This window comes from Kitasatospora sp. NPDC057595, from assembly GCF_042800875.1.
Taxonomy (GTDB): domain Bacteria; phylum Actinomycetota; class Actinomycetes; order Streptomycetales; family Streptomycetaceae; genus Kitasatospora.
On record NZ_JBHVGL010000023.1, the window covers coordinates 1 to 22,015 of the forward strand.

18 protein-coding genes and 3 pseudogenes are annotated in these 22,015 nt (G+C 74.4%); 10 read left to right on the forward strand and 11 right to left on the reverse strand.

All coding sequences use genetic code 11. The features are described 5' to 3' along the window. From ACFU9E_RS28695 to ACFU9E_RS28705, 3 genes and pseudogenes are all read right to left on the reverse strand, one after another. Positions 1 to 122: pseudogene (locus ACFU9E_RS28695) on the reverse strand (ABC transporter ATP-binding protein); the annotation flags it as partial. A 202-nt stretch (positions 123 to 324) separates the two neighbouring features. Next, entirely contained in the window at positions 325 to 2,481 is a 2,157-nt protein-coding gene (locus tag ACFU9E_RS28700; RefSeq protein ID WP_380684483.1) for a restriction endonuclease, read from the reverse strand. 148 nt (positions 2,482 to 2,629) lie between these two features. Next, on the reverse strand, positions 2,630 to 3,349 hold the full coding sequence (locus ACFU9E_RS28705) for a hypothetical protein (RefSeq protein WP_380684482.1): 720 nt from the start codon (positions 3,347 to 3,349) through the stop codon (positions 2,630 to 2,632). A gap of 122 nt (positions 3,350 to 3,471) precedes the next feature. Between ACFU9E_RS28705 and ACFU9E_RS28710 the strand changes: the two are divergent. From ACFU9E_RS28710 to ACFU9E_RS28730, 5 genes and pseudogenes are all read left to right on the forward strand, one after another. Beyond that, positions 3,472 to 3,675 (forward strand): annotated as a pseudogene (locus ACFU9E_RS28710) (MBL fold metallo-hydrolase); the annotation flags it as partial. Positions 3,676 to 3,834: 159 nt separating this feature from the next. Then, positions 3,835 to 4,647 (forward strand): TSUP family transporter, encoded by an 813-nt coding sequence (locus ACFU9E_RS28715; protein ID WP_380684481.1) that lies wholly within the window; start codon positions 3,835 to 3,837, stop codon positions 4,645 to 4,647. A 48-nt stretch (positions 4,648 to 4,695) separates the two neighbouring features. Next, positions 4,696 to 5,283 (forward strand): rhodanese-like domain-containing protein, encoded by a 588-nt coding sequence (locus ACFU9E_RS28720; RefSeq protein WP_380684480.1) that lies wholly within the window; start codon positions 4,696 to 4,698, stop codon positions 5,281 to 5,283. 192 nt (positions 5,284 to 5,475) lie between these two features. Beyond that, a complete protein-coding gene (locus ACFU9E_RS28725; protein WP_380684479.1) occupies positions 5,476 to 6,390 on the forward strand; it encodes a DUF2797 domain-containing protein in 915 nt (304 codons plus the stop codon). Between the two features lie 84 nt (positions 6,391 to 6,474). Then, positions 6,475 to 7,440 carry an alpha/beta fold hydrolase gene (locus tag ACFU9E_RS28730; RefSeq protein WP_380684478.1) on the forward strand — a complete coding sequence of 322 codons (966 nt, stop codon included), beginning with the start codon at positions 6,475 to 6,477 and terminating at the stop codon, positions 7,438 to 7,440. Between the two features lie 137 nt (positions 7,441 to 7,577). Here ACFU9E_RS28730 and secD read toward each other — a convergent pair. From secD to ACFU9E_RS28745, 3 genes and pseudogenes are all read right to left on the reverse strand, one after another. Beyond that, positions 7,578 to 9,937: pseudogene (gene secD, locus ACFU9E_RS28735) on the reverse strand (protein translocase subunit SecD). A gap of 149 nt (positions 9,938 to 10,086) precedes the next feature. Beyond that, positions 10,087 to 10,491: a hypothetical protein gene (locus ACFU9E_RS28740; RefSeq protein WP_380686029.1), complete on the reverse strand. Its 405-nt coding sequence runs from the start codon at positions 10,489 to 10,491 to the stop codon at positions 10,087 to 10,089. 217 nt (positions 10,492 to 10,708) lie between these two features. After that, positions 10,709 to 11,698: an alpha/beta fold hydrolase gene (locus tag ACFU9E_RS28745; RefSeq protein WP_380686031.1), complete on the reverse strand. Its 990-nt coding sequence runs from the start codon at positions 11,696 to 11,698 to the stop codon at positions 10,709 to 10,711. Positions 11,699 to 11,877: 179 nt separating this feature from the next. On the opposite strand from ACFU9E_RS28745, the gene ACFU9E_RS28750 reads away from it, so the two are divergent. The 3 genes from ACFU9E_RS28750 to ACFU9E_RS28760 all read left to right on the forward strand — a co-directional run bounded on the left by ACFU9E_RS28750 (position 11,878) and on the right by ACFU9E_RS28760 (position 14,366). Next, positions 11,878 to 12,450, forward strand: coding sequence for a helix-turn-helix domain-containing protein (locus ACFU9E_RS28750; protein WP_380686033.1), 573 nt, complete (start codon positions 11,878 to 11,880; stop codon positions 12,448 to 12,450). Between the two features lie 360 nt (positions 12,451 to 12,810). Then, positions 12,811 to 13,326 carry an RNA polymerase sigma factor gene (locus ACFU9E_RS28755; protein WP_380686045.1) on the forward strand — a complete coding sequence of 172 codons (516 nt, stop codon included), beginning with the start codon at positions 12,811 to 12,813 and terminating at the stop codon, positions 13,324 to 13,326. Next, a complete protein-coding gene (locus ACFU9E_RS28760; protein ID WP_380686035.1) occupies positions 13,326 to 14,366 on the forward strand; it encodes a hypothetical protein in 1,041 nt (346 codons plus the stop codon). Before ACFU9E_RS28755 ends, ACFU9E_RS28760 begins: the two co-directional genes overlap by 1 nt. 74 nt (positions 14,367 to 14,440) lie before the next feature. On the opposite strand, the gene ACFU9E_RS28765 is transcribed toward ACFU9E_RS28760, so the two are convergent. Beyond that, on the reverse strand, positions 14,441 to 14,743 hold the full coding sequence (locus tag ACFU9E_RS28765; protein ID WP_380686037.1) for a hypothetical protein: 303 nt from the start codon (positions 14,741 to 14,743) through the stop codon (positions 14,441 to 14,443). A gap of 302 nt (positions 14,744 to 15,045) precedes the next feature. Further along, complete coding sequence (locus ACFU9E_RS28770; RefSeq protein WP_380686039.1) at positions 15,046 to 16,017, reverse strand: formylglycine-generating enzyme family protein; 972 nt, start codon at positions 16,015 to 16,017, stop codon at positions 15,046 to 15,048. An 86-nt stretch (positions 16,018 to 16,103) separates the two neighbouring features. On the opposite strand from ACFU9E_RS28770, the gene ACFU9E_RS28775 reads away from it, so the two are divergent. Continuing rightward, positions 16,104 to 16,730: a PadR family transcriptional regulator gene (locus ACFU9E_RS28775; RefSeq protein WP_380686041.1), complete on the forward strand. Its 627-nt coding sequence runs from the start codon at positions 16,104 to 16,106 to the stop codon at positions 16,728 to 16,730. After that, positions 16,727 to 18,508, forward strand: coding sequence for a sulfatase (locus ACFU9E_RS28780; protein ID WP_380715462.1), 1,782 nt, complete (start codon positions 16,727 to 16,729; stop codon positions 18,506 to 18,508). Before ACFU9E_RS28775 ends, ACFU9E_RS28780 begins: the two co-directional genes overlap by 4 nt. A gap of 63 nt (positions 18,509 to 18,571) precedes the next feature. Here ACFU9E_RS28780 and ACFU9E_RS28785 read toward each other — a convergent pair whose 3' ends face one another. Genes ACFU9E_RS28785 through ACFU9E_RS28795 form a run of 3 tightly spaced genes read right to left on the reverse strand, consistent with a single transcriptional unit; the run spans position 18,572 to position 21,953 of the window. Continuing rightward, positions 18,572 to 19,309 carry a succinate dehydrogenase/fumarate reductase iron-sulfur subunit gene (locus tag ACFU9E_RS28785; RefSeq protein ID WP_380688887.1) on the reverse strand — a complete coding sequence of 246 codons (738 nt, stop codon included), beginning with the start codon at positions 19,307 to 19,309 and terminating at the stop codon, positions 18,572 to 18,574. Then, complete coding sequence (locus tag ACFU9E_RS28790) at positions 19,306 to 21,252, reverse strand: fumarate reductase/succinate dehydrogenase flavoprotein subunit (protein ID WP_380688889.1); 1,947 nt, start codon at positions 21,250 to 21,252, stop codon at positions 19,306 to 19,308. The genes ACFU9E_RS28785 and ACFU9E_RS28790 overlap by 4 nt, the downstream gene beginning before the upstream one ends. Beyond that, a complete protein-coding gene (locus ACFU9E_RS28795) occupies positions 21,249 to 21,953 on the reverse strand; it encodes a succinate dehydrogenase cytochrome b subunit (RefSeq protein ID WP_380688891.1) in 705 nt (234 codons plus the stop codon). Before ACFU9E_RS28795 ends, ACFU9E_RS28790 begins: the two co-directional genes overlap by 4 nt. Positions 21,954 to 22,015 lie beyond the last annotated feature (62 nt).

The window sequence follows — 22,015 nt, forward strand, 5'->3', positions numbered from 1 at the left end:
AAGGTGACGCTGACGTTGTCGAGGGCGACGACGCGGGTCTCGCCCTCCCCGTAGACCTTGTTCAGGCCGGTGGCGCGGGCGGCCGCCCGGCCGGTACGGACGGCGGTTGCGGACATCGTCACGAGGGCTCCTTGGAGGTGCGAGGTACGAGGCACGAGGCGCGAGTAGGAATATCGGAAGATTGCCTTCCCTTTACATTCTTCCAACCGGCCCGTGCCCGTTTTGTCGCCCCCGGGTACGGCCTCCCCCCGCCGTACCGGCGGTCCGGCGGGGGTGCTTCTCATCCTCAGGTATGACCTCCGACCCTGAGGCACCGTGCGGCAACTACTCGATCGCGACGCCCCAGCGCACCGCGAGTCCGGCCAGCCCGTCCTCCACCGGCGTCCCGCCCGGCGTGAACCGCCAGACGCCACCGCGCCGTTGGAAGGAGCCGAGGACCATCGCGCTCTGCGACACCCCGCCGGTCTCGGCCGCCCACTCGGCGGGGCCGTCGGTGTCCGGGCCGAACGCGCCCGCCACCGTCAGCCCGTGCACGTACCCGAGCGGCAGCACCGGCGGCTCCTCCTCCTCGGTGGACACCGCCACCACGACCTCGTCCACGCCCGGCGCCAGCCGCCCCGGCTCCAGGGTGAGCTCGGCGCGGCGCACCGGCTCGCCCGGCACCGAGCGGGTGGGGTGCAGCCGCACCGCGCCGGCCGGGTCCTGCGGGTTGTTGAAGAACACGAAGTGCTCGTCGTCCAGCACCCGGCCGTTGGCGCACAGGAACGCCGAGACGTCCAGCTCGACGGCGTCCCCGCCGGCCGTGCGGCTGCGCCAGGACAGCGCCAGTGCGGTGGTCGCGCCCTGCTCGGGCGGGTCCCCGGCGGGCGAGGCCCCCGGCACGCGGTGACCGGCGCCGTTCGTCCGCTCGCCCAGGCGTCCGCGCAGGCCCTGCTCCGCCAGCAGCTCCACCAGCTCCGGCCCGCTCACCAGGCTCAGCGGCTTGTTGCGGATGTACTCGTAGGAGCCCGGCCCGAAGCCCGCGGTGGTCACCAGGATGCCCTTGATCGCGCCGTGGTGGCGCACCGTCGAGTCGAGGTCGCGCACCGCGGTGGGGGAGACCGTCGAGCGGTAGCGCTTGGCCTGGATGACGATCCGTCCGCCGGTCACCGGATCGAGGTCCTCGGCGACCACGTCCACCCCGACGTCACCGCTGCGCGCCGTGGTCATCACCCGGAAGCCGCGCAGCCGGAACAGCTCGGCGATCAGCTCCTCGAACTCGATCGGGTCCATCTCGAAGAGGTCCGGGTCGTCCTCGCCGCCCTGCCCGGCCACACTGCCGCCGACCGTCTCCGGCAGCCGGTCCGGCCGCACCTCGTCCAGTCGCTCGGGGCGCGCCGACAGCACGCCGCCCAGGCCCTGGAAGCACTCCACGGCCGCCACCCGGTCCAGCGCCAGCCCGGCGAACTCGCCCCGGTCGACCGTCACCGTGGTGAGGAACCGCTCCGCCTCCCGGCCGGTGGCCGGGTCGATGCCGCGTACGAAGCCGTTCAGCACCACCGAGGCCAGCAGCCCGTCCCCGTCCGCCCGGTACAGCTCGGCCACCACCCGCAGCGCGGTCTGCGCCAGCACCTCCCGGTACAGCGCCTTGCGCTCCGTCGCCGGGCGGGCCACCTCGGCCTCCCGGTCGTCGGACTTCACGTACCGCACCCGGGCGGTCGCCGGGACCACGTCCGGGCCCGGCAGCTCCCAGTTCACCACCAGCTGGCGGCTGGACGCCTCCCAGGCCGCCACCAGCTGTCGCGGGAAGCCCTCCGGCCAGCCCGCCGAGGCGTACAGCACGGCGGTGAAGTACTCCTGCACCGCCTCCGCCTCGCCGGACCGCAGCCGGCGCAGCAACTCCTCGGTCCGGGCGGCCCGTTGCTCGTCCTCCCGGCGGAACCGGGCCACCCACTCCAGGTACTGCCCGTGGTACTCGGCCAACCGTCGCTGCCGGTCCGCCTCCGCGGCCTGCGCCGCGTACCAGTCCTGCTCGAACCGGGCCCGCGCCTGCGCCACGTACTGCTCGTACTGCTGCCACACCCCGGGGTTGCGGGCCTGCACCGGGTCCGGCGGCGGCACCTGGTAGCGGGCCTGGTCCGGCATCGGCACCGGCTCGCCGAGCCGGCCCGGCTCGAACGGCGGCACCGGGCGCGGGGCCAGCAGGCTCTGCGCCCGGAACGCCGCCGCGCCCGCGCCGGTCGCCAGCAGGCCGCGCAACTCCTCCACCCGGGCGTCCAGTTCGGCCGTCCGCCGGGCCGCCTGGGCCTCCCGGTCCTGTTGGTACGCCTTCTGCGCCTCGCGCTCGGTGCGGGCCGCGGCCTTCTGGGCCTCGCGCTGCTCCCGCTCCCGCCGGTTCTGCTCGGCGGCCTGGGCGCGCCACCGGGCCTCCTCCCGGCGCTGCTCCTGCCGCTGCGTCTCCGCCCAGACCGCCAGCACCCCGTTGTTCCGCCGCCCCGCCACGTCCACCCCTTCGTTCCACACCGGTCCGCCGCGGCGCCCGGCTCCCGGCTCCCGGCCGCGCCGCCGCCGCGCCCGCCACAATAGAACGTGTACCGGGGGCGCGCGCAAAGCCCCGGCGACCTGCGGCGTCGGCGGGGGTGAGCGGGCGTCAGGGGGCGGTGGCCGGCTCCCGCGCGTCCGCGTACCAGCGCCACTCGGTGCGGCGCGGGCGGCCGGGCGCCGCGGTGCGGCCGGTGGCCCAGAGCAGGGTCGGCCAGGGCTCGGCGCAGGCGGCGGCGGGGGTGGCGGGGGCGGATGCGGCGCCGGGCGCCACGTCCGGCGCCACGTCGGGGAAGAGCCGGGCGAGGGTGCGGCGGCAGACGTCGGCCGGCGGCTCCCAGGGCAGGCCGAGTCCCTCCGCGACGTCGTGCACGTGCACCAGCGTCTCCACCAGGCTCATCGCGACGAACCCCGCCGGGTCGGCGAGCCCCCAGGGGTGGAAGGCGCGGACCTCGGGGGTCCTGGCCCGGGCGATCGCGACCATCAGCCCGCCGCTCGCCTCCAGGACCTCCAGCAGTCCGTCCGGGCCGTCCTCGCGACGGGCGAAGGCGAAGCTGTTCGGCCCGCCGGGGAAGGGGCGCCGGGCGACGAAGGGCACGTAGCGGTCGCGCGGCGGCTCGGCCGGGCCGAGCTGGGCGGCGTAGGCGAGCAGGTCGTCCGCGAGGTGTTCGACGGTGGTCCAGCAGTCCCAGTCGACGCCGCCGGCCGGGCGGGACCAGTCGGCGTCGGCGGGGGCCGCGCGCAGGGTGTCCACGGCGAGCCGGAGCACGTCGGCCAGGTCGTCGGGGGTCGGGTCGCCGGGCGGCGTGGTGGGGTCCGTGGTGGTCATGCGCAGGACGGTAGCCGGTCGGGCGGACTTCGCCCAGCGATGCCCCTGGGGGTATCTCTGCTACAGTCGACAGTGTCCGGTGGATACCCCTGGGGGTAAAAAGCCCAGAGAAGGAGAGGCACGTGTTCTTCGTCGACACCCTGGAGATCGAGGGCCTCGGCAACCGCGGCTACGTCACCGGCGGCCTCGAACTCGCCCGGATCACCGGCGCGCACCACCTCGTCCCCGCCGACGCCGCCGTCTCCCACCGGCGGGTGCTGGTCCACGACGGCGACGACTTCGACGTCGACCGCGTCGCCGGTCTCACCCTGCGGGCCGTCGCCACCGCCTGACCGCCCTCCCGGCACGGCACGGCACCGCCCTCCCGGCACGGCAATACCCCCTCGCAGGAGCACCACCATGCACCACCACCCCCGCCCCGCCCCGGCCGCCCGAATACCGGCCGCCCCCCGCCCGGCCCGCCCCCACCTCCCGGGGTGGTGCCGATGACCACCCTGCTGCTGGCACTCGCCGCCGGAGCGGTCGTCGGACTGGTCCTCGGCGGGCTCGGCGGAGGTGGCGGCATCCTGGCCGTCCCCGCGCTGATCTACCTGCTCGGACTCTCCCCGGCCGCCGCCACCACCGCCGCCCTGCTGATCGTGCTCGCCACCTCGATCTCGGCGATCGTCGCCCACACGCGGGCCGGCACCATCCGCTGGCGCACCGCCCTCGCGTTCGCCGCCGCCGGTCTGCTGCCGGCCGCCCTCACCGGTGCGGCCGCCGCCAGGCTGCCGCAGAGCCTGCTCACCGCGGCCTTCGCCCTGGTCGCGGCGCTCGCCGCCGTCCGCATGCTGCGCCCGCCCCGTCCGGCTGCGTCCGACGGGCCGGCGACGGGTGACGGACCGGCGACGGGCGACGGACCGGCTGCGTCGCCCGGACCGGTGCCCGCCGGTGCCCGCCCCGGGCGGGCGGCCGCCTCCGGGGCCGGACTCGGCGCGCTGACCGGCCTGCTCGGCGTGGGCGGCGGCTTCCTGGCCGTGCCGGCACTGGTCGGCGCGGTCGGGCTCTCGATGGAGGCCGCCGTCGGCACCAGCCTCCCGGTGATCGCCGTCAACGCCTCCGCCTCGCTCGTCACCCGCGGCGGCGGCGCGGCCGGACTCGACTGGGCGGTGATCGCCCCGTTCACCGCCGCCGCGGTACTCGGCGCCTGGGACGGCAAGCGGCTCGCCGCCCGCCTCTCCGGGGCCGTCCTCCAGCGGACCTTCGCCGTCCTGCTGCTCGGCGTCGCGGCCGTGATGGGCGCCGACGCCCTGCTCTGACCCCCGACCACCTCCTTCCCCCCTTTTCCTCTACCGCAAGGAGCCTCCATGGCCGCCCTCACCGAGCTCACCCCGGCCCAGGCGCACCCCCGCCTGGCCGCCCTCACCGTCGTCGACGTCCGCAGCCCGGGCGAGTACGCCGCCGGTCACGTCCCCGGCGCCCTGAACATCCCGCTCGACCAGCTCGACCTCGCCCTCCCGGCCCTGCGCACGGTCGCCGAGCGCGGCGAACTGCTCGTCGTCTGCGCCTCCGGCAACCGTTCGGGCCGGGCCTGCGAGGCACTGGCCGCGGCCGGCATCCCGGCCGCCACGCTGGTCGGCGGCACCAGCGCCTGGGCGGCCGCCGGACACGAGGTGCAGCGGCCCGAGGGCGCCCCGGTGCGGGCGCCGTGGGCGATGGACCGGCAGGTCCGCTTCGCGGCCGGCGGGCTGGTGCTGGCCGGTGTGGTCGTCGACCTCGTCCGGCCCGGTGCCCGCTGGGTCTCGGCGGCGGTCGGCGCGGGCCTGGTCTTCTCGGCCGTGACCAACACCTGCGCGATGGGCTCCCTGCTCTCCCGCCTCCCGTACAACCGCCCCCGCCCCGGCCAGGTGGCGGACCTCGAAGCGACCCTCGCCACCCTCACCGGGGCCCGCTGACCGCACCCGCGCCCCGCGCCGCTGCTCCGTCGCTCCGCCGCCGACCCCCCGTCGGCGGCGGAGCCGTTCCCGGCCCGTCCCGGCCTGCCCGGCCCGCGCACCCACCCACCCGCCGGCGGAAGCGGGACTTTCCCGGCTGTCGGTGGCCGAGGGTAGCCTCGGGGGTTCGGACGGTGTGCGGTGAGGTGGCGGGTGAGCGTGGCGGGCGGCTGGATGTCCACCGGGTTGGGCTGGCGGGACGGGCGGGCCGTGCTGAGCGCGGTGCACGGGCGGCGGGTGCACGAGCGCGAGGTGGTGCCCGGGGTGGAGGTCGGCTGGCTGGTCGGCGGCCCGCGCCGTTGCATCGGAGCGTGGCTGGAGGGGCAGGACGAGCGCACGCCCTGCCCGCACCACTCCGTGATCGCGCCCGACGGCGCCGCCGTGCAGTGCGCCTCCTGTCAGAGCGTGGACCGCGGGCTGGCGCTGGCCCGGGACCAGATCCTCGACGACGGCCGCACCTACCGGCTGTACCTCGCCTGGTTCGGCGAGGGGCTGCTCAAGGTCGGGCTGACCGCCGAGCAGCGCGGTACCAGCCGACTGCTCGAACAGGGCGCGCTCGCCTGGACGTTCGCCGCCCGGGGCGCGCTGCCTGCCGTCCGCCGGGCCGAACTGACCGTGGCCGCCTCGGGGTTGGCCCGGGAGCGGTTCAAGAGCCGGGTGAAGGTGGACCACTGGTGGGACCACGGTGACGCGGACCACCGCCGCGCGCTGCTCACCGCCGCCCGGGACCGGGCGCACGAGCTGCTGCGCGGGCACGGCGTCGAACTGCTGGCGGACCACCCGGTCACCGACCACGTCGGGGTCTTCGGGCTGACCGGCGGCGCCCCCGACGTCTACCACGCGGTCGAGGGACTGGCGGACGGCGCGGTGCTGGCCGGGCGGCTGCGCCCGCCGATCGGCCGGCACCTGCTGCTCGACCAGCCGGCCGGCGCCGCGCCGCTGCTCCTGGACAGCCGGCTGCTGACCGGCTGGACGCTCGCCCCGGCGCCCGGGCGGCCGGCCTCGGGCCTGACGCTGAGCGAGCGGGTCCGCCCGGCCGAGCCGGACACCCAGGAGGCGCTGTTCTGAGCCGGCGGGCCGTCGACCTCGGTAGTTGCGTATAAAAACCGGCGCGCCTAGGCTCGGCCCTGCCTGGTTGCACTTCGCTACCGCATGGCTTTCCACTGCCCGCGCGAGAGGCCCGCCGTGATCGACGCCCACGAGACCTTCGACGGCACGTTCCCCTACCGCCCGCACTTCAGCACCGCCCCGGGCTTCCCGATGCACTACGTCGACGAGGGCGCCGGCCCGGTCGTCCTCTGCCTGCACGGCGAGCCCACCTGGGGCTACCTCTTCCGGGACGTCGTGCGCCGCCTCGCACCGGCCCACCGGGTCGTCGTCCCGGACCACATGGGGTTCGGCAAGAGCGCGACGCCCGCCGACCGCGGCTACTGGCTGCAGGACCACGTCGACAACCTGGAGGCGCTCGTCCTGGACCTCGGTCTGCGCCGGATCACCCTCGTCGGGCACGACTTCGGCGGGCCCGTCGGCATGGGCCTCGCGGCCCGCCGGCCCGAGCTGATCGCCCGGGTGGTCAGTGTCAACGGGCCCACCCCGTTCGGGCAGCCCGGCCTCGGCGACGCGCTGGCCGCCAACGCCGCCGACTCCCCGTGGTTCCGCTGGATCGCCAGGGCGCACGCCGACGGCACGCTGGACCCGGTGCTCGGCTCCCTCGACGTCACCATCCTGAGCACGCTCAGGCTCAACGGCTTCGAGAACCCCGCCCTCGCCACCGACACCTGGCTGCGCGCGTACGGCGCGCCGTTCCCGACCGCGGCCGAGAGCATCGGCGCGATCGGCTGGGCGAAGGGCTTCGCCACCGGCGCCCACCGCTTCGAGCAGCCCGACGCGGCGGCCCGCGCCGCGCTGGCGGCCGTCCCGGCGCTGGCCCTGTGGGGCGCCGCCGACCGGACGCTGAACGCCCGCCACTTCCTTCCGCTGTTCCGGGAGGCCTTCCCGGCCGGCCGGGTGGTCGAACTCCCGGGCGCCGGCCACTACAGCCCGGAGGACGCCCCGGAGGCCGTCGCCGACCACCTCGCCCGTTTCCTCGCCGACACCGCGGACGCGGCGGCCGCCTGAGCGGGGGCCGCGGTACGCCCCCGCAGGAGACCCTCGACGGCTGCCCCCACGCCCGCGGGGAGGCCCCGGCCGCCCAGGAGTCGGACCGGCCGCGGCACCGCTCCCGGACCGGAGCCCGGGAGCGGATCGCGTGTCGCTCAGACCACCGCGCCGTTGTGGTCGCGCGCCCCTGCCGCGCCGACCGCGTGCGGCGTCCGCGCATCCCCTGTCTCCCCGGCCTCGCGGGTCTGCCGGCCTTCCCGCGGCCGGTCCGGGAACCGTCCCTGGAGCAGCACGACCACCGGCATCGCGGTGAACACCGTCGACGCCGTGCCCACCAGGATCCCGGCCAGCAGCGCCACCGAGAAGTCGGCGAGCGAGTCGCCGCCGAGCACCGCCAGGGCCACCAGGACGAACAGCGCCCCCATGCCGGTGTTCACCGTGCGGGGGAGGGTCTGTGCCACGGCGCGGTCCGCGAGCTCCGCCCAGCTCGCCTTCGTCCCGGTCCGGCGCAGCTCGCGCAGCCGGTCCAGGACGACCACCGTGTCGTTGACCGAGTACCCGACGATGGTGAGCAGCGCGGCGAGGAAGACGCTGTCCACCGGCTTGCCCAGCCAGGCGAAGAGGCCGAGGACGAGCAGCAGGTCCTGCGTCATCGCGATCACCGCGGCGGCCGCGAAGGTCCACCGGAAGCGGATCGTGAGGTAGAGCAGCTGGGCTGCGACCGCGAGCCCGAGCGCGGCCAGCGCGTAGCCGCGCAGCTCGTTGCCGAGGCTCGGCCCGATCAGCTCGTCGCGCTCCACGGACAGTTCGCCGGTGACGCCGGTGAGCGCCTGACGGATGCGCTGCTGCTGGTCGTCGCCGGTCTCCTTGGTGCGGACGGACACGCCGGTGTCGCCGGTGGTCTGCACCACGGCCTGGGGGAACCCGGCGCCGACCACCGCCGCGCGGGCGGCGTCCGCGTCGACCCGCTGCGCGGCGGTGTACTGCGCCACCCGGCCGCCGGTGAACTCGACGCCGAAGTCCAGGCCGCGTCCGCCGATCCCGGCCAGGGCGAGCAGCAGCAGGCCGGCGCAGGCGCCCAGCCAGCGCCGGCGGTGGCGCATCAGCCGGGGCGGGCGCCGGGTCAGTCGGGTCCGGAGGCGGCCGACGGTGGCCATGCCGGTGAGGGTGGGCCGTCGGGTGACGGCCGGCCGGCGCACCGCCCACTCGGCGAGCAGCCGGGTGATCAGCATGGCCGAGAACATCGAGGCCAGCACGCCGATCGAGAGCGTCACCCCGAAGCCCTTGACCGGGCCGGTGGCGAATACGAAGAGCAGCCCGGCGGCGAGCAGCGTCGTCACATTGGAGTCGGCCACCGCGCTCCAGGCCTTCGCGAACCCGACGCGGAGCGGGCGCCGCAGGTCGCGTTCCCGGCCGCGGCCGGCCGCCCGGGGCGCGGTGTACTCCTCCCTGGCCCGCTCGAAGACCAGCACGTTGGCGTCCACCGCCATGCCGATGGCGAGCACGAAGCCGGCCAGCCCGGGCAGGGTGAGCGTCGCGCCGAGTGCGACCACGGCGGCGTACGAGATCAGTCCGTAAAGGGCGAGCGCGACGGTGGCCAGCGCCCCGAGCAGGCGGTACACGGCGATGATGAAGGCCGCGGTGCAGAGCAGGCCGATGGCCGCGGCCAGGGCGCTGGCCCGGATCGCCTCGGCGCCGAGGGTGGGGCCGACGGTGCTCTGCTCGATCACCGTCACCGGCACGGGCAGCGCGCCGCCCTTCACCAGGGCGGCGAGGTCGCGGGCCTCGTCGGCCGAGAAGCCGCCGGTGATCTGCGTCGAACCGCCGGTGATCCCCTGCCCGCAGGGCACGCTGTTCTGGACGCCGGGGGCGGACAGGACGCGGTCGTCGAGCACGATGGCGACCCGGCGGGCGGGGTCGGCCGGGGAGGCGCACGCCGCCTCCCCGGTGAGCCGGGCCCAGGCGTCGCCGGCCGAGCCGCGGAAGGAGAGGTCGATGCTCCAGCCGGCTCCCGTCCGGGCGTCGAGGACGGCCGAGGCGTCCTTGACGCCGTCACCGGTCAGCGCCGGCGGGCCCAGCCGCAGGTGGCCGCCGGGCAGGCCGGGATCGGCGAGGACCCGGGAGCCGTCGGCCGCGGGGGGCCCGGCCGGGCCGTCGGCGGTCGCGGTGACGGGGTGGAAGGTGAGCTGTGCGGTGCGGCCGATGACCCCGGCGGCCTCGCGGGGTCCTGGACGCCGGGGAGTTCGACGACGATGCGCCGCTCCCCGGCGCGGGCGAGCGAGGGTTCGGCGACGCCGAGGCCGTCGACCCGGCGGCGCAGCACCTCCAGCGCGCGGTCAGTGGCGTCCGCGTCCGCGCGGACGGTGGGCGAGTCCTGGGTCTCCAGGACGATCCGGGTGCCGCCGCGCAGGTCGAGACCGAGGCGGGGCGGGGTGGTCAGGGCGACGTAGAGCGAGACACCGACGACGGCGAGCGCGACGAGCGCGCGCCAGAACGTGGCACGGCGAGTAGACATGGGTACTCCACGGGCGGTCCACGGGAGCCGGGCGTCCGCGGAGGACGCCGCACCCGGGACGGGCGGACGCAAGGGAACGGCGCGCCGCCGGCAACGCCCCGGGCCGCGGGCAGGCCGCGGCACCCGGGGTCGGCGGGCGCGGTGGAACGTCAGCTGGACCGGGTGGAGGGGGGACCGCGGGTGTGGCGGGGGTCGTAGTGGCCGGACGGCGGGGCCCGCTCCTGGCGCGGCCCCGGGGCGTACACCCCGGGCCGGGGCCGGGGCACGTCCGTCCGGGCGGGCGGGAGCGCGACCGGCGGGAGCACGGGCAGCCGGACACCGGGCTCGGCGGCGGCCGCCCGCCGCAGGGCGACGTCGAAGCCGGGACGGTCCGCGGCGCGCCACACCTCCGCAGCCGGCGGGCCCAGCCGCACGGCGGCGACGGCCGGCGGCGCGTCAGGCGCCGGCTGCGCCGGGCCCGTCGCCGTACCGAGGAGGACCTGACAGACGGCCCAGGCCGCGAGGAACGCGCAGGACAGCGCGGCCGCCGCGGCCCGACACACACGTCGCTCCACTCCGGCCCCCTCCCCGCTCGCGCCGTCACCCGGCCCCGCCCGCAAGAACCTCTCACTCTAGGCGACTCCACCGCCGCGCGGGCAGGTGCGGGCCGCAAGAGCGGTCCGGCCGGGTCCGGGGGCACGCTCCGGCCGCCACCGCCGCACCGCCCATGGCCGTTGCCGAGGAGGCCAGGTCGCTCTTCCCGGTGCCGGCCGAACGGGACGGGAAGACGGTTCAGTGCTGGAGGGAGGCGAGCCAGGAGGTCAGCAGGCGGTTCACCTCCTCGGGGCGCTCCTGCTGGATCCAGTGGCCGCAGCCGTCCAGGATGTGGGTGGAGGTCAGGCCGGGGAGGGTGGTCGGGAAGGCCTCGATCGCGTCGGCCATCCAGGTGGTGGAGGCGTCCAGGGCGCCGCCGATGAACAGGGACGGCTGCTTGATCGGGGCGCCGCGGTACTGCGCGAGGTCCTCCCAGTCGCGGTCCATGGCGCGGTAGCGGTTGAGGGCGCCGGTCATGCCGGTGCGCTCGAACTCCCCGGCGTAGACGTCGAGGTCGTCCTCGGTCAGCCAGTCGGGCAGCCCGCCGCCGGGGAAGCGGTCGCGCAGCCGGCCGCCGTCGCGGGTCACGAAGTGGGGGTCGGGCTCGCCCGGGGTGGGCATGGTGTCGGCGGACAAGGCCGCGTAGAAACCCGCGAGCCAGCCCCGGAGGTCGGGCTCCATCTCCGCCTCGGCCCGGCCGGGCTCCTGGAAGTACGAGACGTAGAACTCGTGGTCGCCGCCCATCCGCGCGAAGACGTCGGTGGGGCGGGGGCCGCCGGGCGGCGCGTAGGGGACGCTCAGCAGTGCGACGGCGCGGAAGACCTCGGGGTGCAGCAGGACGGAGGCCGCCGCGATGTTGGAGCCCCAGTCGTGCCCGACGACCACCGCCTGCTCCTCGCCCAGGGCGCGCACCAGCGCGACGTTGTCCGCCACCAGGTCGAGCATCCGGTAGGCGTCCGTCGCGGCCGGCCTGGAGGAGCGGCCGTAGCCGCGCACGTCGAGTGCGACCGCCCGGTACCCCGCCGCGGCGAGGGCCGGAAGCTGGCGGCGCCAGGAGTACCAGGACTCGGGGAAGCCGTGGACGAGCAGGACCAGCGGTCCGGTGCCCTGTTCGACCAGGTGCAGGCGCCCGGCGGGGGCCTCGACGGTGCGGTGGCGCAGATCGGCGGACGGCATGGGCTGGTGCATGGATTCTCCTCGGTTCACGGGCGGCCGCGGTGACGCACCGATCCTGCGGCGCCGCGACCGTCCGACGCGAGGGGCTTTGTCATTCTGGCAAACTGGCAGGACAGGGCGGTGGAAGCGGCACGGCCGGAGGGAGCGGGGCGACGGTGACGGACGACGGCACGGCCGACACACTGGCGGCCATGGGTCCTCGGCTGCGGACCGCGCGCGAGCGGCGCGGCGCCACGCTCACCGACGTCAGCCGCACGACCGGCATCTCGCTCAGCACGCTGTCGCGGATCGAGACCGGCCGGCGCAAGCCGACCCTGGAGGTGCTGCTGCGGCTCGCGAAGGCGTACGGCAGCTCCCTGGACGAGCTGGCCGGCACCGCACCCGTCGCCGCGGCCGGACCGCGTACCCCGATGCCGCAGCGTCCCGACGGCGGCAAGGTGGTGCTGCCGTTGACCCGGTACGTGGGAGGCCTGCACGCCCACAAGCACGTCCTGCCCGCCGTCGACGCCCCGCCGGCACGGCCGCGCCAGGTCTCCCACGACGGGTACGAATGGCTGTGCGTCCTGTACGGGCGGCTGTGGCTGGCGCTCGGTGAGCAGGACCTCGTCCTGAGCGCCGGGGAGGTGGCCGAGTTCGACACCCGCACCGCCCACGGAGTCGCGAACGCCGGACCCGGCGGACCGGTCGAGTACCTGATCATGTTCGGGCCGCAGGGAGAGCGCCTACGCCCACTCACCCGGGCCCTCGGCCGCGGAGCCCGGTAGCGCGGAGCAGAAGGATCCTCCGAGTAGTTAACGCTTCTGCCGTCCCTGGACTCTTAGTCGTAGAAATGTTGAACGACAGCGGAGGAGCGCCGGTGGATCCCGTCACGGGCTCGGTCGTGGTGGCAGTGCTGGGGTTGGTGGGGGCGTCGATCACCCTCGTGGGGCGGTTATGGCCTCGTCGGCGGAGCGGTCCCCGCTCCTCCCCGCCCCCTCCCGTTGTTGTCGTCCTCGCGCTTCGCACGTGCGACGCCGACGACGGCGGTCCGGGGTTGCCGGTGGCGAAGGAGAAGCGGGGTCGCGGCGCGCATGAGTGAGACCGGCCCAGACGGGGAGGCCGTCTCGGCGGCGTCCCTCGGACGTCTGCCGGCCCCCGACAGCGGTGGCGGAACGAGCCCCCGGAGCGAGGAGTTCGCGTACTTCTACCGTACGTGCCTCCGCAGACTGGTGGCGTTCCTGATGTGGCAGGGGGCTCCGGCACCCCTGGCCGCAGAGCTGGCCCAGGACACGATGGTCAAGGCGTACGCGCGGTGGGACCGCATCCAGTCGCCGGAGGCGTGGTGCCGCAGGGTCGCGTCCCGCGAGCTGGTGCGCGCCTTCAGCCGCGTCGAGGAGAGCATCGAGGACCTCGATTTCGAGCCGACCTCCTTGTTGCCGGCGCCGGACGAAGCGATGGAATGGGAGCGGCAGCAGGACATTCTGAACCTGCTGAGCGGTCTGCCTCCCCGCCAGCGTCAGGTCATGGCCTGGACGCTGGACGAATATTCCCCGACGGAAATCGCGGCCGAGCTGGGAATGAAGCCGACGGCGGTCAGGGCCAGCCTCTTCAAAGCGCGCCTGACCGTCTCCAGAAGGATGACCGAGAGGGAGGGGGAGTGATGGGCGAGGAGTCTGTCCCTGGACGCCCGAACCGTGAGTTCTCGGGCCGGCTCAAGGATCTGCGGAAGACCTTCCTGGACGGGCTCGGCGATCACCTCGACGTGGAGGCCGGGCTGCGGGAGGTGATGATCTGCGCCCAGCACAAGGACCTCACCGAAAGCCTGGACGCGGTGCTGGACGTCGAAGCCGGGCTCGCGTCCATCACCTCCCGGAGCACCGCCAGGACCGACTTCGAGGAGGCCGCCGCACCCCTGTACGACGTCGGTCTGATGCACCAGCGGTTCGAGCTGATCGGGCCCGAGCAGCGGCTCGTGCTCCGGGAGCATCCGCTGGTCACCTCGGCGATCCTCGCCGACCTGCTCATCCGCACGGTGGTGCTGGCGCAGGATCTCACCCACGGTCTCGGCTTCGGCCGGTACCACCGGATGCCGTTGAAGCGGGCCGCGTTTGTCGCCCAGGGCATCGCCCGGGGAATCGCCCACGAGTTGGACGGCCGGGCCGCTCTCGCGTGGGAGCTGCGGGACATGGCGCACGAGATCGTCGCGCTGCTGGAGTCCCACTACCCCGCGATCGACCAGGCGGGAGTCATCGGGCAGATCCTCGTCCGGGAAATGGCGGCGACGATCGACCAGCGGGTGAGGAGCGCCGATCACCCGGCTGTCGCGGAGTTCCTGCGGGCCTGCCAGGTGTTCATGTACGCGGTGCGCGGCGGCGATCTGCCCCGTGCCGTGCGGGAGGTGGAGTACCTCACGCGGGCGCTGGCCGTTCACGTCGGCGAACTGCTCGGGATCGGTGAACCGGAGAACCTCGACCTGGAATTCCTTTCCGAAGTCCTGGACGATTTCACCACGGCTGATCTGAGCACCGCCGACCTCACCAGGGTCGACCTCGCGGGAGTGCGCTGGTCGGAGTTCCGCACGCGATGGCCGGCCGAGATCAGCGTCGACCGGCTCAGGGAGGATTCGCGCGAGACGCTGCCCGGGTCCGGGATCTACATCGTCCGGCCGGGAACCGGGACGCGCGACGTGACGAGGGTCTGACCGCGCGCACGCGGCCGGGGCCCGTCGGAAGGGCCCCGGCCGGGGAGCCGCACGACGGCGGTCCCGGGAACGGCCTAGGCCAGCTTGCTGCGCAGCGCGCCCGGGCCGGAGCGGGCGCGGCGTGACACCGGTGGGCGCGAGGGGCGGACGTCGCTGCGGGTGGCCCCGGGCTCTTCGGTGGCCGTTCTGGCGTGTGCCGCCCGGGCGGTCGCCAGGGCGAGGCGGGCCAGTAGCGGGTCCTCCCGGACGCCTGCCGCGTGCTTGGCGGCCTGGCACCAGGTGCACCAGACCGGCGAGGCGGGCCCGTCCGGGTACGCCATCGCCTCCGGCGGCAGGTAGTGGCTGCCGCACTCGACGCACTCGAAGACCAACCTCATCCGACGATCACCGTCCCGGATCCGTGGCACCGACCGCACGGCGACCAGAAGACGTGGATCTTCGGCACCATGCTCCCTTCCTCGTCCCGTTCGACCGTGGCTTCGGTCTTCTGGGTCCCCCCGGACCCGCCGCATCCGGAGCAGGCCTGGACCTCGGGCATATGCACACTCCTTTTCGGCGGGGACCACGGTAGCGCGAAATCCGGGGAGTCAGCACCGATCCTGACGAAGAGTCGAAGGAGCGGGGCGTGCGTGTCGAACCCGCGCGCCGGGTGCGGGCGTTCGAGGAGGCGCCCTCCGGTTCAGCGGGCCACCGTGCGGAAGCCGCAGTTGCCGCTGGTGGACTCGGGGGTGTTGCCGGTGCGCGCGGCCACCCGGTAGCGGTTGCAGTAGGAGTCGTGGCACAGGTACGACCCGCCGCGCAGCACCCGCCGGGTCCCGCTGTGGTCCTCGCCCGGCCCGCGCGGGTCGAAGCGTGGCGAGCGGGCGTAGTAGCCGGGATCGAAGCGGTCGGCGCACCACTCCCAGACGTTTCCGGCCACGTCCGCCAGGCCGAAGCCGTTCGGCGGGTAGCTGCCCACCGGTGCGGTCGCGAACCAGCCGTCCTCGCCGGTCGGCAGGTCGGGGAAGCGGCCCTGCCAGATCCGGCAGCGGTGCGCGCCGCCCGGGCGCAGCTCGTCGCCCCAGGCGTAGCGGGCGCCGGTCAGCGGTCCGCGGGCGGCGTACTCCCACTCGGCCTCGGTGGGCAGCCGGCGTCCGGCCCAGTGGCAGTAGGCGAGCGCGTCGCGGTGGCTGATGTGCACCACGGGGTGGTCGAGGAGGTCCTCGGCGTCGCCGAGCGGGCCGAACGGGTGGCGCCAGTCGGCGCCGCGCACCTCGATCCACCAGGGTGCGGCGGCGGAGCGGCCGAGCACGTCGGCGGGGTCGGCGAGGACGAACAGGTGGAAGACGGCGGAGGAGCCGGCCAGCTCGGCGTCGGTGCGGTGGCCGGTGGCCTCGACGAAGGCGGCGAAGCGGGCGGTGGTGACCGGTGCGGTGTCGATGGTGAACGGCTCCAGCTCCACCTCGTGCACGGGGGTCTCGCCGTCCGCCGGATAGCCCTCGCCGAAGGCGTCCCCCATCGCGAACACCCCTCCGGGCAGCGCCACTTCGGGGTGCTCCGGGCGCCCGGCCGCCGGGCGTGACGGGGGCGGCAGGAGCGGCACCGGGGCGGGTCCGGGGCCGGCCGGGGCCGACGGCATGCAGCAGGCGCGTGCGGCGGGGGGTTGACTCATGGGCCCAAGCTATAGCACTTTGCATCTAGGTGAGAATGCACCTAGCGACGTTCGAGGAACCGGCGGGAGCCGGGGAGAGGGCACCGGTGAAGTTCGACCACATCCTGCTGGGCCTGCTGGCCATCCATCCGCGCAGCGGGTGGGACCTCAAGCAGTGGCTGGCGGGGGAGGGGCAGTTCGTCCGCTCGAACGCCCACCCGAGCCAGATCTACCGGCTGCTCAAGCGGATGGCCGAGCAGGGCTGGGTGGTCTACGAGACCGACCCGCGCGACGGCCGCCCGGACGCCAAGGTCTACCGGCTGACCGACGCCGGGCGGGCCGAGCTGGTCCGCGAGGCCCGCTCGCCGTACGAACCGACCAGCCGCTTCCAGGACCCGGACTTCATGGCCCGGTTCTACTTCTCCGCCCAGCTGGCACCGGAGCAGCTCGTCCCGCTGATCGACACCGAGCTCGAATACCGCCGCCGCCAGGTGGCGGTGATGCGCCCCCGGGACCGCTCCCTGCAGTTCCCGGAGGACACGCAGGAGACGGACGTCCGGCGGCTGCGGATGATCCGCGAACTCACCCACGCGTACGGCACCTCCGCCGTCGACGCCTGGCTCGACTGGCTGGAGCACGTCCGCGGGCTGCTCGTCGACGGAACCATTCCCACCGCCGACCCCACCACCAGCCCCACCACCAACCCCTCCGCTCCCGAGGAGACGCCCCGGTGAAAGCCGTCCTGGTCATGTTCGACAGCCTCAACCGGCGGTTCCTGCCGCCCTATGGCTGCGACTGGACCGTCGCACCGAACTTCGCCCGCCTCGCCGCCCGCGCCGCGACCTTCGACAACTGCTACGGCGGCTCCATGCCCTGCATGCCGGCCCGCCGCGAGATGCACACCGGCCGCTACAACTTCCTGCACCGCTCCTGGGGCCCGCTGGAGCCCTTCGACGACTCCGTCCCCGACCTGCTGAGCAAGGCGGGCGTCTACACCCACCTGGTCACCGACCACCAGCACTACTGGGAGGACGGCGGCGCCACCTACCACAACCGCTACGACAGCTACGAGTTCTTCCGCGGCCAGGAGGGCGACAAGTGGAAGGGCCACGTCGCCGACCCGGAGATCCCTCACACGCTCTCCTGGCGCGAGGGTCCGATGTGGCGCCAGGACTGGGTCAACCGCCAGTACCTGGCCGACGTCGCCGACCACCCGCAGACCCGCACCTTCGACGCCGGGCTGGAGTTCATCGCCACCAACCGCGAGCAGGACCGCTGGTTCCTGCAGATCGAGTGCTTCGACCCGCACGAGCCGTTCTACTCCTACGCCGAGCACAAGAAGCACTACCCGCACGACTGGGACGGCCCGCACTTCGACTGGCCCGACTACAAGCGGGTCACCGAGAGCCCGGAGGCCGTCGAGCACGCCCGCAACGAGTACGCCGCGCTGCTCACCATGTGCGACGACTCGCTCGGCCGCGTCCTGGACGCCTTCGACGAGCACGGCCTGTGGGAAGACACCCTGCTGATCGTCTGCACCGACCACGGCCTGCTGCTCGGCGAGCGCGGCTGGTGGGGCAAGAACATCCAGCCCTGGTACGACGAGAACATCCACACCCCGCTGTTCGTCTGGGACCCGCGCAGCCGGGCCACCGGTCGGCGCGACTCCCTCGTCCAGACCGTCGACCTCGGGCCGACCGTGCTGGAGTACTTCGACGTGCCGCGCACCGCCGACATGCAGGGCCGTCCGCTCGTGGACACGGTCGCCCGCGACGCCCCGGTCCGCCCGCACGGCCTGTTCGGCGTCTTCGGCGGGCACGTCAGCATCACCGACGGCCGCCACGTCTACATGCGTGCCAGCAAGGACGCGTCCAACCGGCCGCTGTACGAGCACACCCTGATGCCCACCCACATGCGCGGCCACTTCACCCCGCAGGAGCTGGCCGGCGCCACCCTGGCCGGTCCGCTGCCGTTCACCAAGGGCGTGCCGGTGCTGCGGATGCCGGCCACCTCCTGGGGCAACCCGTACGCCTTCGGCACCCTGCTGTTCGACCTGGGGACGGATCCGGAGCAGGAGCACCCGCTGGTCGACGACGAGCTGGAGCTGCGGATGGCGGCGCTGCTCACCGAGGCGCTGCGGGAGAGCGACGCGCCCGCCGACCAGTTCGAACGGCTCGGCCTGCCCGCCGAGGGGCCGGTCACCGCCGAGCACCTGCTGGTCCGCGCCCAGCGGCCGCAGGCGCTCGCGGCCGGCGAGCCGCTGCCCGCGCCGGAGGAGTTCCCCGCCGGCCCGCTCTCGGTGCACACCCCGCTGCGCGCGCTGCTGGCGGACGAGGGGGCGCGCGAGGTCGTCCTGGAACGGCTGCCGATGCTGGCCAACCCCGGCCTGCGGGCGATGCTGGGCGGGATGTCCCCGTTCCGGCTCGCCGCCATGGGCCCCTCGGTGGGCGCGGCGGACCTGCACGCCCTGGCCGGAACGCTGGCCGCGCTGCCGGGCGCGGGCGGCGCGTAGCCGGGGAGCGGCGCCCCTCCCGTGCGGGGAGGGGCGCCGCTCCGCCGTGGTGCCGGTCCGGCGTCAGCCCAGCGAGCTGCGCAGGAACTCCCGGTTCATCGCGGCGATGCTGGGCAGCGGGATGCCCTTGGGGCAGGCCGTCGCGCACTCGCCGGTGTTGGTGCAGCCGCCGAAGCCCTCGGCGTCCATCGCGGCCACCATGTCGCGCACCCGGGACTTCCGCTCCGGCGCGCCCTGCGGCAGCACGTTGAGGTGCACCACCTTGGCGGAGGTGAAGAGCATCGCCGACCCGTTCGGGCAGGCCGCGACGCAGGCCCCGCAGCCGATGCACTCGGCGTGCTCGAACGCGGTGTCGGCGGCCTCCTTGGGGACGGGCGTGGCGTGCGCGTCGGGCGCGCTGCCGGTCGGGGCGGTGATGTAGCCGCCGGAGCCGATGATCCGGTCGAAGGCGGAGCGGTCCACCACCAGGTCCTTGACCACCGGGAAGGCCGCCGCCCGCCACGGCTCGACGTCGATGGTGTCGCCGTCCTGGAAGTGCCGCATGTGCAGCTGGCAGGTGGTGGTCCGCTCGGGGCCGTGCGCCTGGCCGTTGATGACCATGCCGCAGGCGCCGCAGATGCCCTCGCGGCAGTCGTGGTCGAAGGCGACGGGCGTGTCGCCGCGGGTGATCAGCTCCTCGTTGAGGGTGTCCAGCATCTCCAGGAAGGACATGTCCGGGCTGATCCCGCTGACCTGGTAGGTGGTCATCGAGCCGGGCGTGTCGGGGCCCGCCTGGCGCCAGATCCGAAGGGTGAGGTTCACGCGTAGCTCCGCTGGGTGGGGTGGACGTACTCGAAGTCGAGGTGCTCGCGGTGCAGGACGGGGGCCTGCCCGGTGGCGGTGAACTCCCAGGCGGCGGCGTAGGAGAACTCCTCGTCGCGCCGGGCCGCCTCGCCGTCGGCCGTCTGGCTCTCGGTGCGGAAGTGGCCGCCGCAGGACTCGGCGCGGTGCAGCGCGTCCAGGCACATCAGCTCGGCCAGCTCGAAGTAGTCCACCAGCCGGTTGGCCTTCTCCAGCGACTGGTTGAGCTCCTGGCCGGTGCCGGGCACCTTGATCCGGCGCCAGAACTCCTCCCGCAGGACCGGAATCCGCTCCAGCGCGCGGCGAAGCCCGGCCTCGTCGCGGGCCATCCCGCACTCGTCCCAGAGCAGTTCGCCGAGCTCGCGGTGGAAGGAGTCGGGGGTGCGGTCGCCGTCCACCGCGAGGATGAGGTTGAGGCGGTCGGTGACCTCGGCCTCCACCGAGGCGAGCTCCTCGTGGTCGGCGGGGACGGCGGGGAGCTTCTCGCGGGCCAGGTAGTCGTTGAGCACCGGCGGCAGCACGAAGTAGCCGTCGGCCAGACCCTGCATCAGGGCGCTGGCGCCCAGCCGGTTGGCGCCGTGGTCGGAGAAGTTGGCCTCGCCGATCGCGAACAGGCCGGGCACGGTGGTCTGCAGGTCGTAGTCGACCCAGAGGCCGCCCATCGTGTAGTGGATCGCCGGGTAGATCCGCATCGGCACCCGGTACGGGTCCTCGGCGGTGATCCGCTCGTACATCTCGAACAGGTTGCCGTACTTGGCTTCCACCTCGTCCCGCCCCAGCCGGCGGATGGCGTCGGCGAAGTCCAGGTAGACCCCCTGCCCGCCGGGGCCGACCCCGCGGCCCTCGTCGCAGACGTTCTTGGCGGCCCGGGAGGCGATGTCGCGCGGCACCAGGTTGCCGAAGGCCGGGTAGATCCGCTCCAGGTAGTAGTCCCGCTCCTGCTCGGGGATCTCGGCCGGCGGGCGGGCGTCGCCCTTGGCCTTGGGCACCCAGATCCGGCCGTCGTTGCGCAGCGACTCGCTCATCAGGGTGAGCTTGGACTGGTGCTCGCCGGAGCGCGGGATGCAGGTCGGGTGGATCTGGGTGAAGCAGGGGTTGGCGAAGTAGGCCCCGCGCCGGTGCGCCCGCCAGATCGCGGTGGCGTTGGAGTTCTTGGCGTTGGTGGAGAGGTAGAAGACGTTGCCGTAGCCGCCGGAGGCGAGCACCACGGCGTCGGCGGTGTGGCTGGTGATCTCGCCGGTGACCAGGTCGCGGGCGACGATGCCGCGCGCCCGGCCGTCGATCACCAGCAGGTCCAGCATCTCGGTGCGGGCGTGCATCTCCACGTTCCCGGCGGCGATCTGCCGCGACAGCGCCTGGTAGGCGCCGAGCAACAGCTGCTGGCCGGTCTGGCCGCGGGCGTAGAACGTCCGGGAGACCTGGACGCCGCCGAACGAGCGGGTGTCCAGCAGGCCGCCGTACTCGCGGGCGAACGGCACGCCCTGGGCCACGCACTGGTCGATGATCTCCACCGACACCTGGGCCAGCCGGTGGACGTTGGACTCGCGGGCGCGGAAGTCGCCGCCCTTGACGGTGTCGTAGAACAGCCGGCGGATCGAGTCGCCGTCGTTGCGGTAGTTCTTGGCGGCGTTGATGCCGCCCTGGGCGGCGATCGAGTGGGCCCGCCGGGGGGAGTCCTGGAAGCAGAACTGGACGACGTGGTAGCCCTGTTCGGCGAGGGTGGCGCCGGCGGCGCCGCCGGCCAGGCCGGTGCCGACCACGATCACCGTGTGCTTGCGCCGGTTCGCCGGGTTGACCAGCTTGGCCTCGAACCGCCGCTGGTCCCAGCGCTGCTCGATCGGCCCCTCGGGGGCCCGGGAGTCGGTGATCGGCTCGCCGACGGTGTAGTTCGGGTACTCGCTCAACTCACCACTCCGGTCATCACGGCCACGGGGACGGACAGGAAGCCCACGGTCAGCAGCAGCGCCAGGCCGTTGGCGGTGAGCTTCAGGGCGCGGTCGCGGCGGGCGTTGTTGGCGCCGAGGGTCTGCGCCGCGCTCCAGAAGCCGTGCCGGACGTGCAGGCCGACGGCGAGCATCGCGACGATGTAGATCACGCAGGAGTACCAGGTCCCGAAGGAGGCCACGATGTTCTGGTACACCTTGCCGTGCTCGGCGTTGGGGTTCACGGTCAGCGTGGTGAGGTCCAGGACGTGCCAGACGATGAACAGCGCCAGGATCACCCCGCCCCAGCGCATCGTCCGGGTCGCGTAGCTCGCCCGCCGCCGCTGGTGGGCGTACTTGCTCGGCCGGGCGGCGAGGTCGCGCCGGCTGAGCTGGTACGCGGCGACGCCGTGCAGCAGGACGGCGGCCAGCAGACCCACCCGGGCGATCCACAGGAACCACTCGTGGCCGAGGAACGGCTGTCCGATGGTGCGCAGCCACGCCGCGTAGCCGTTGATGTCGTCCGGCCCGAAGAAGACCTTGAGGTTCCCGAGCATGTGGGCGACCAGGTACAGCAGCATGGCGAGCCCGCTGACGGCCATGACCGCCTTCTTGCCGACGGTCGACCGCCACAGGGTCGCCAGGGTGGACGGGTGCCGGGCCGTCCGAGTCGCGGTTGTCATGGCGACAACGGTAGGGAGGGCGACGACGGTGCGTCCAAGACATGATGCGGCTGGCCACCATA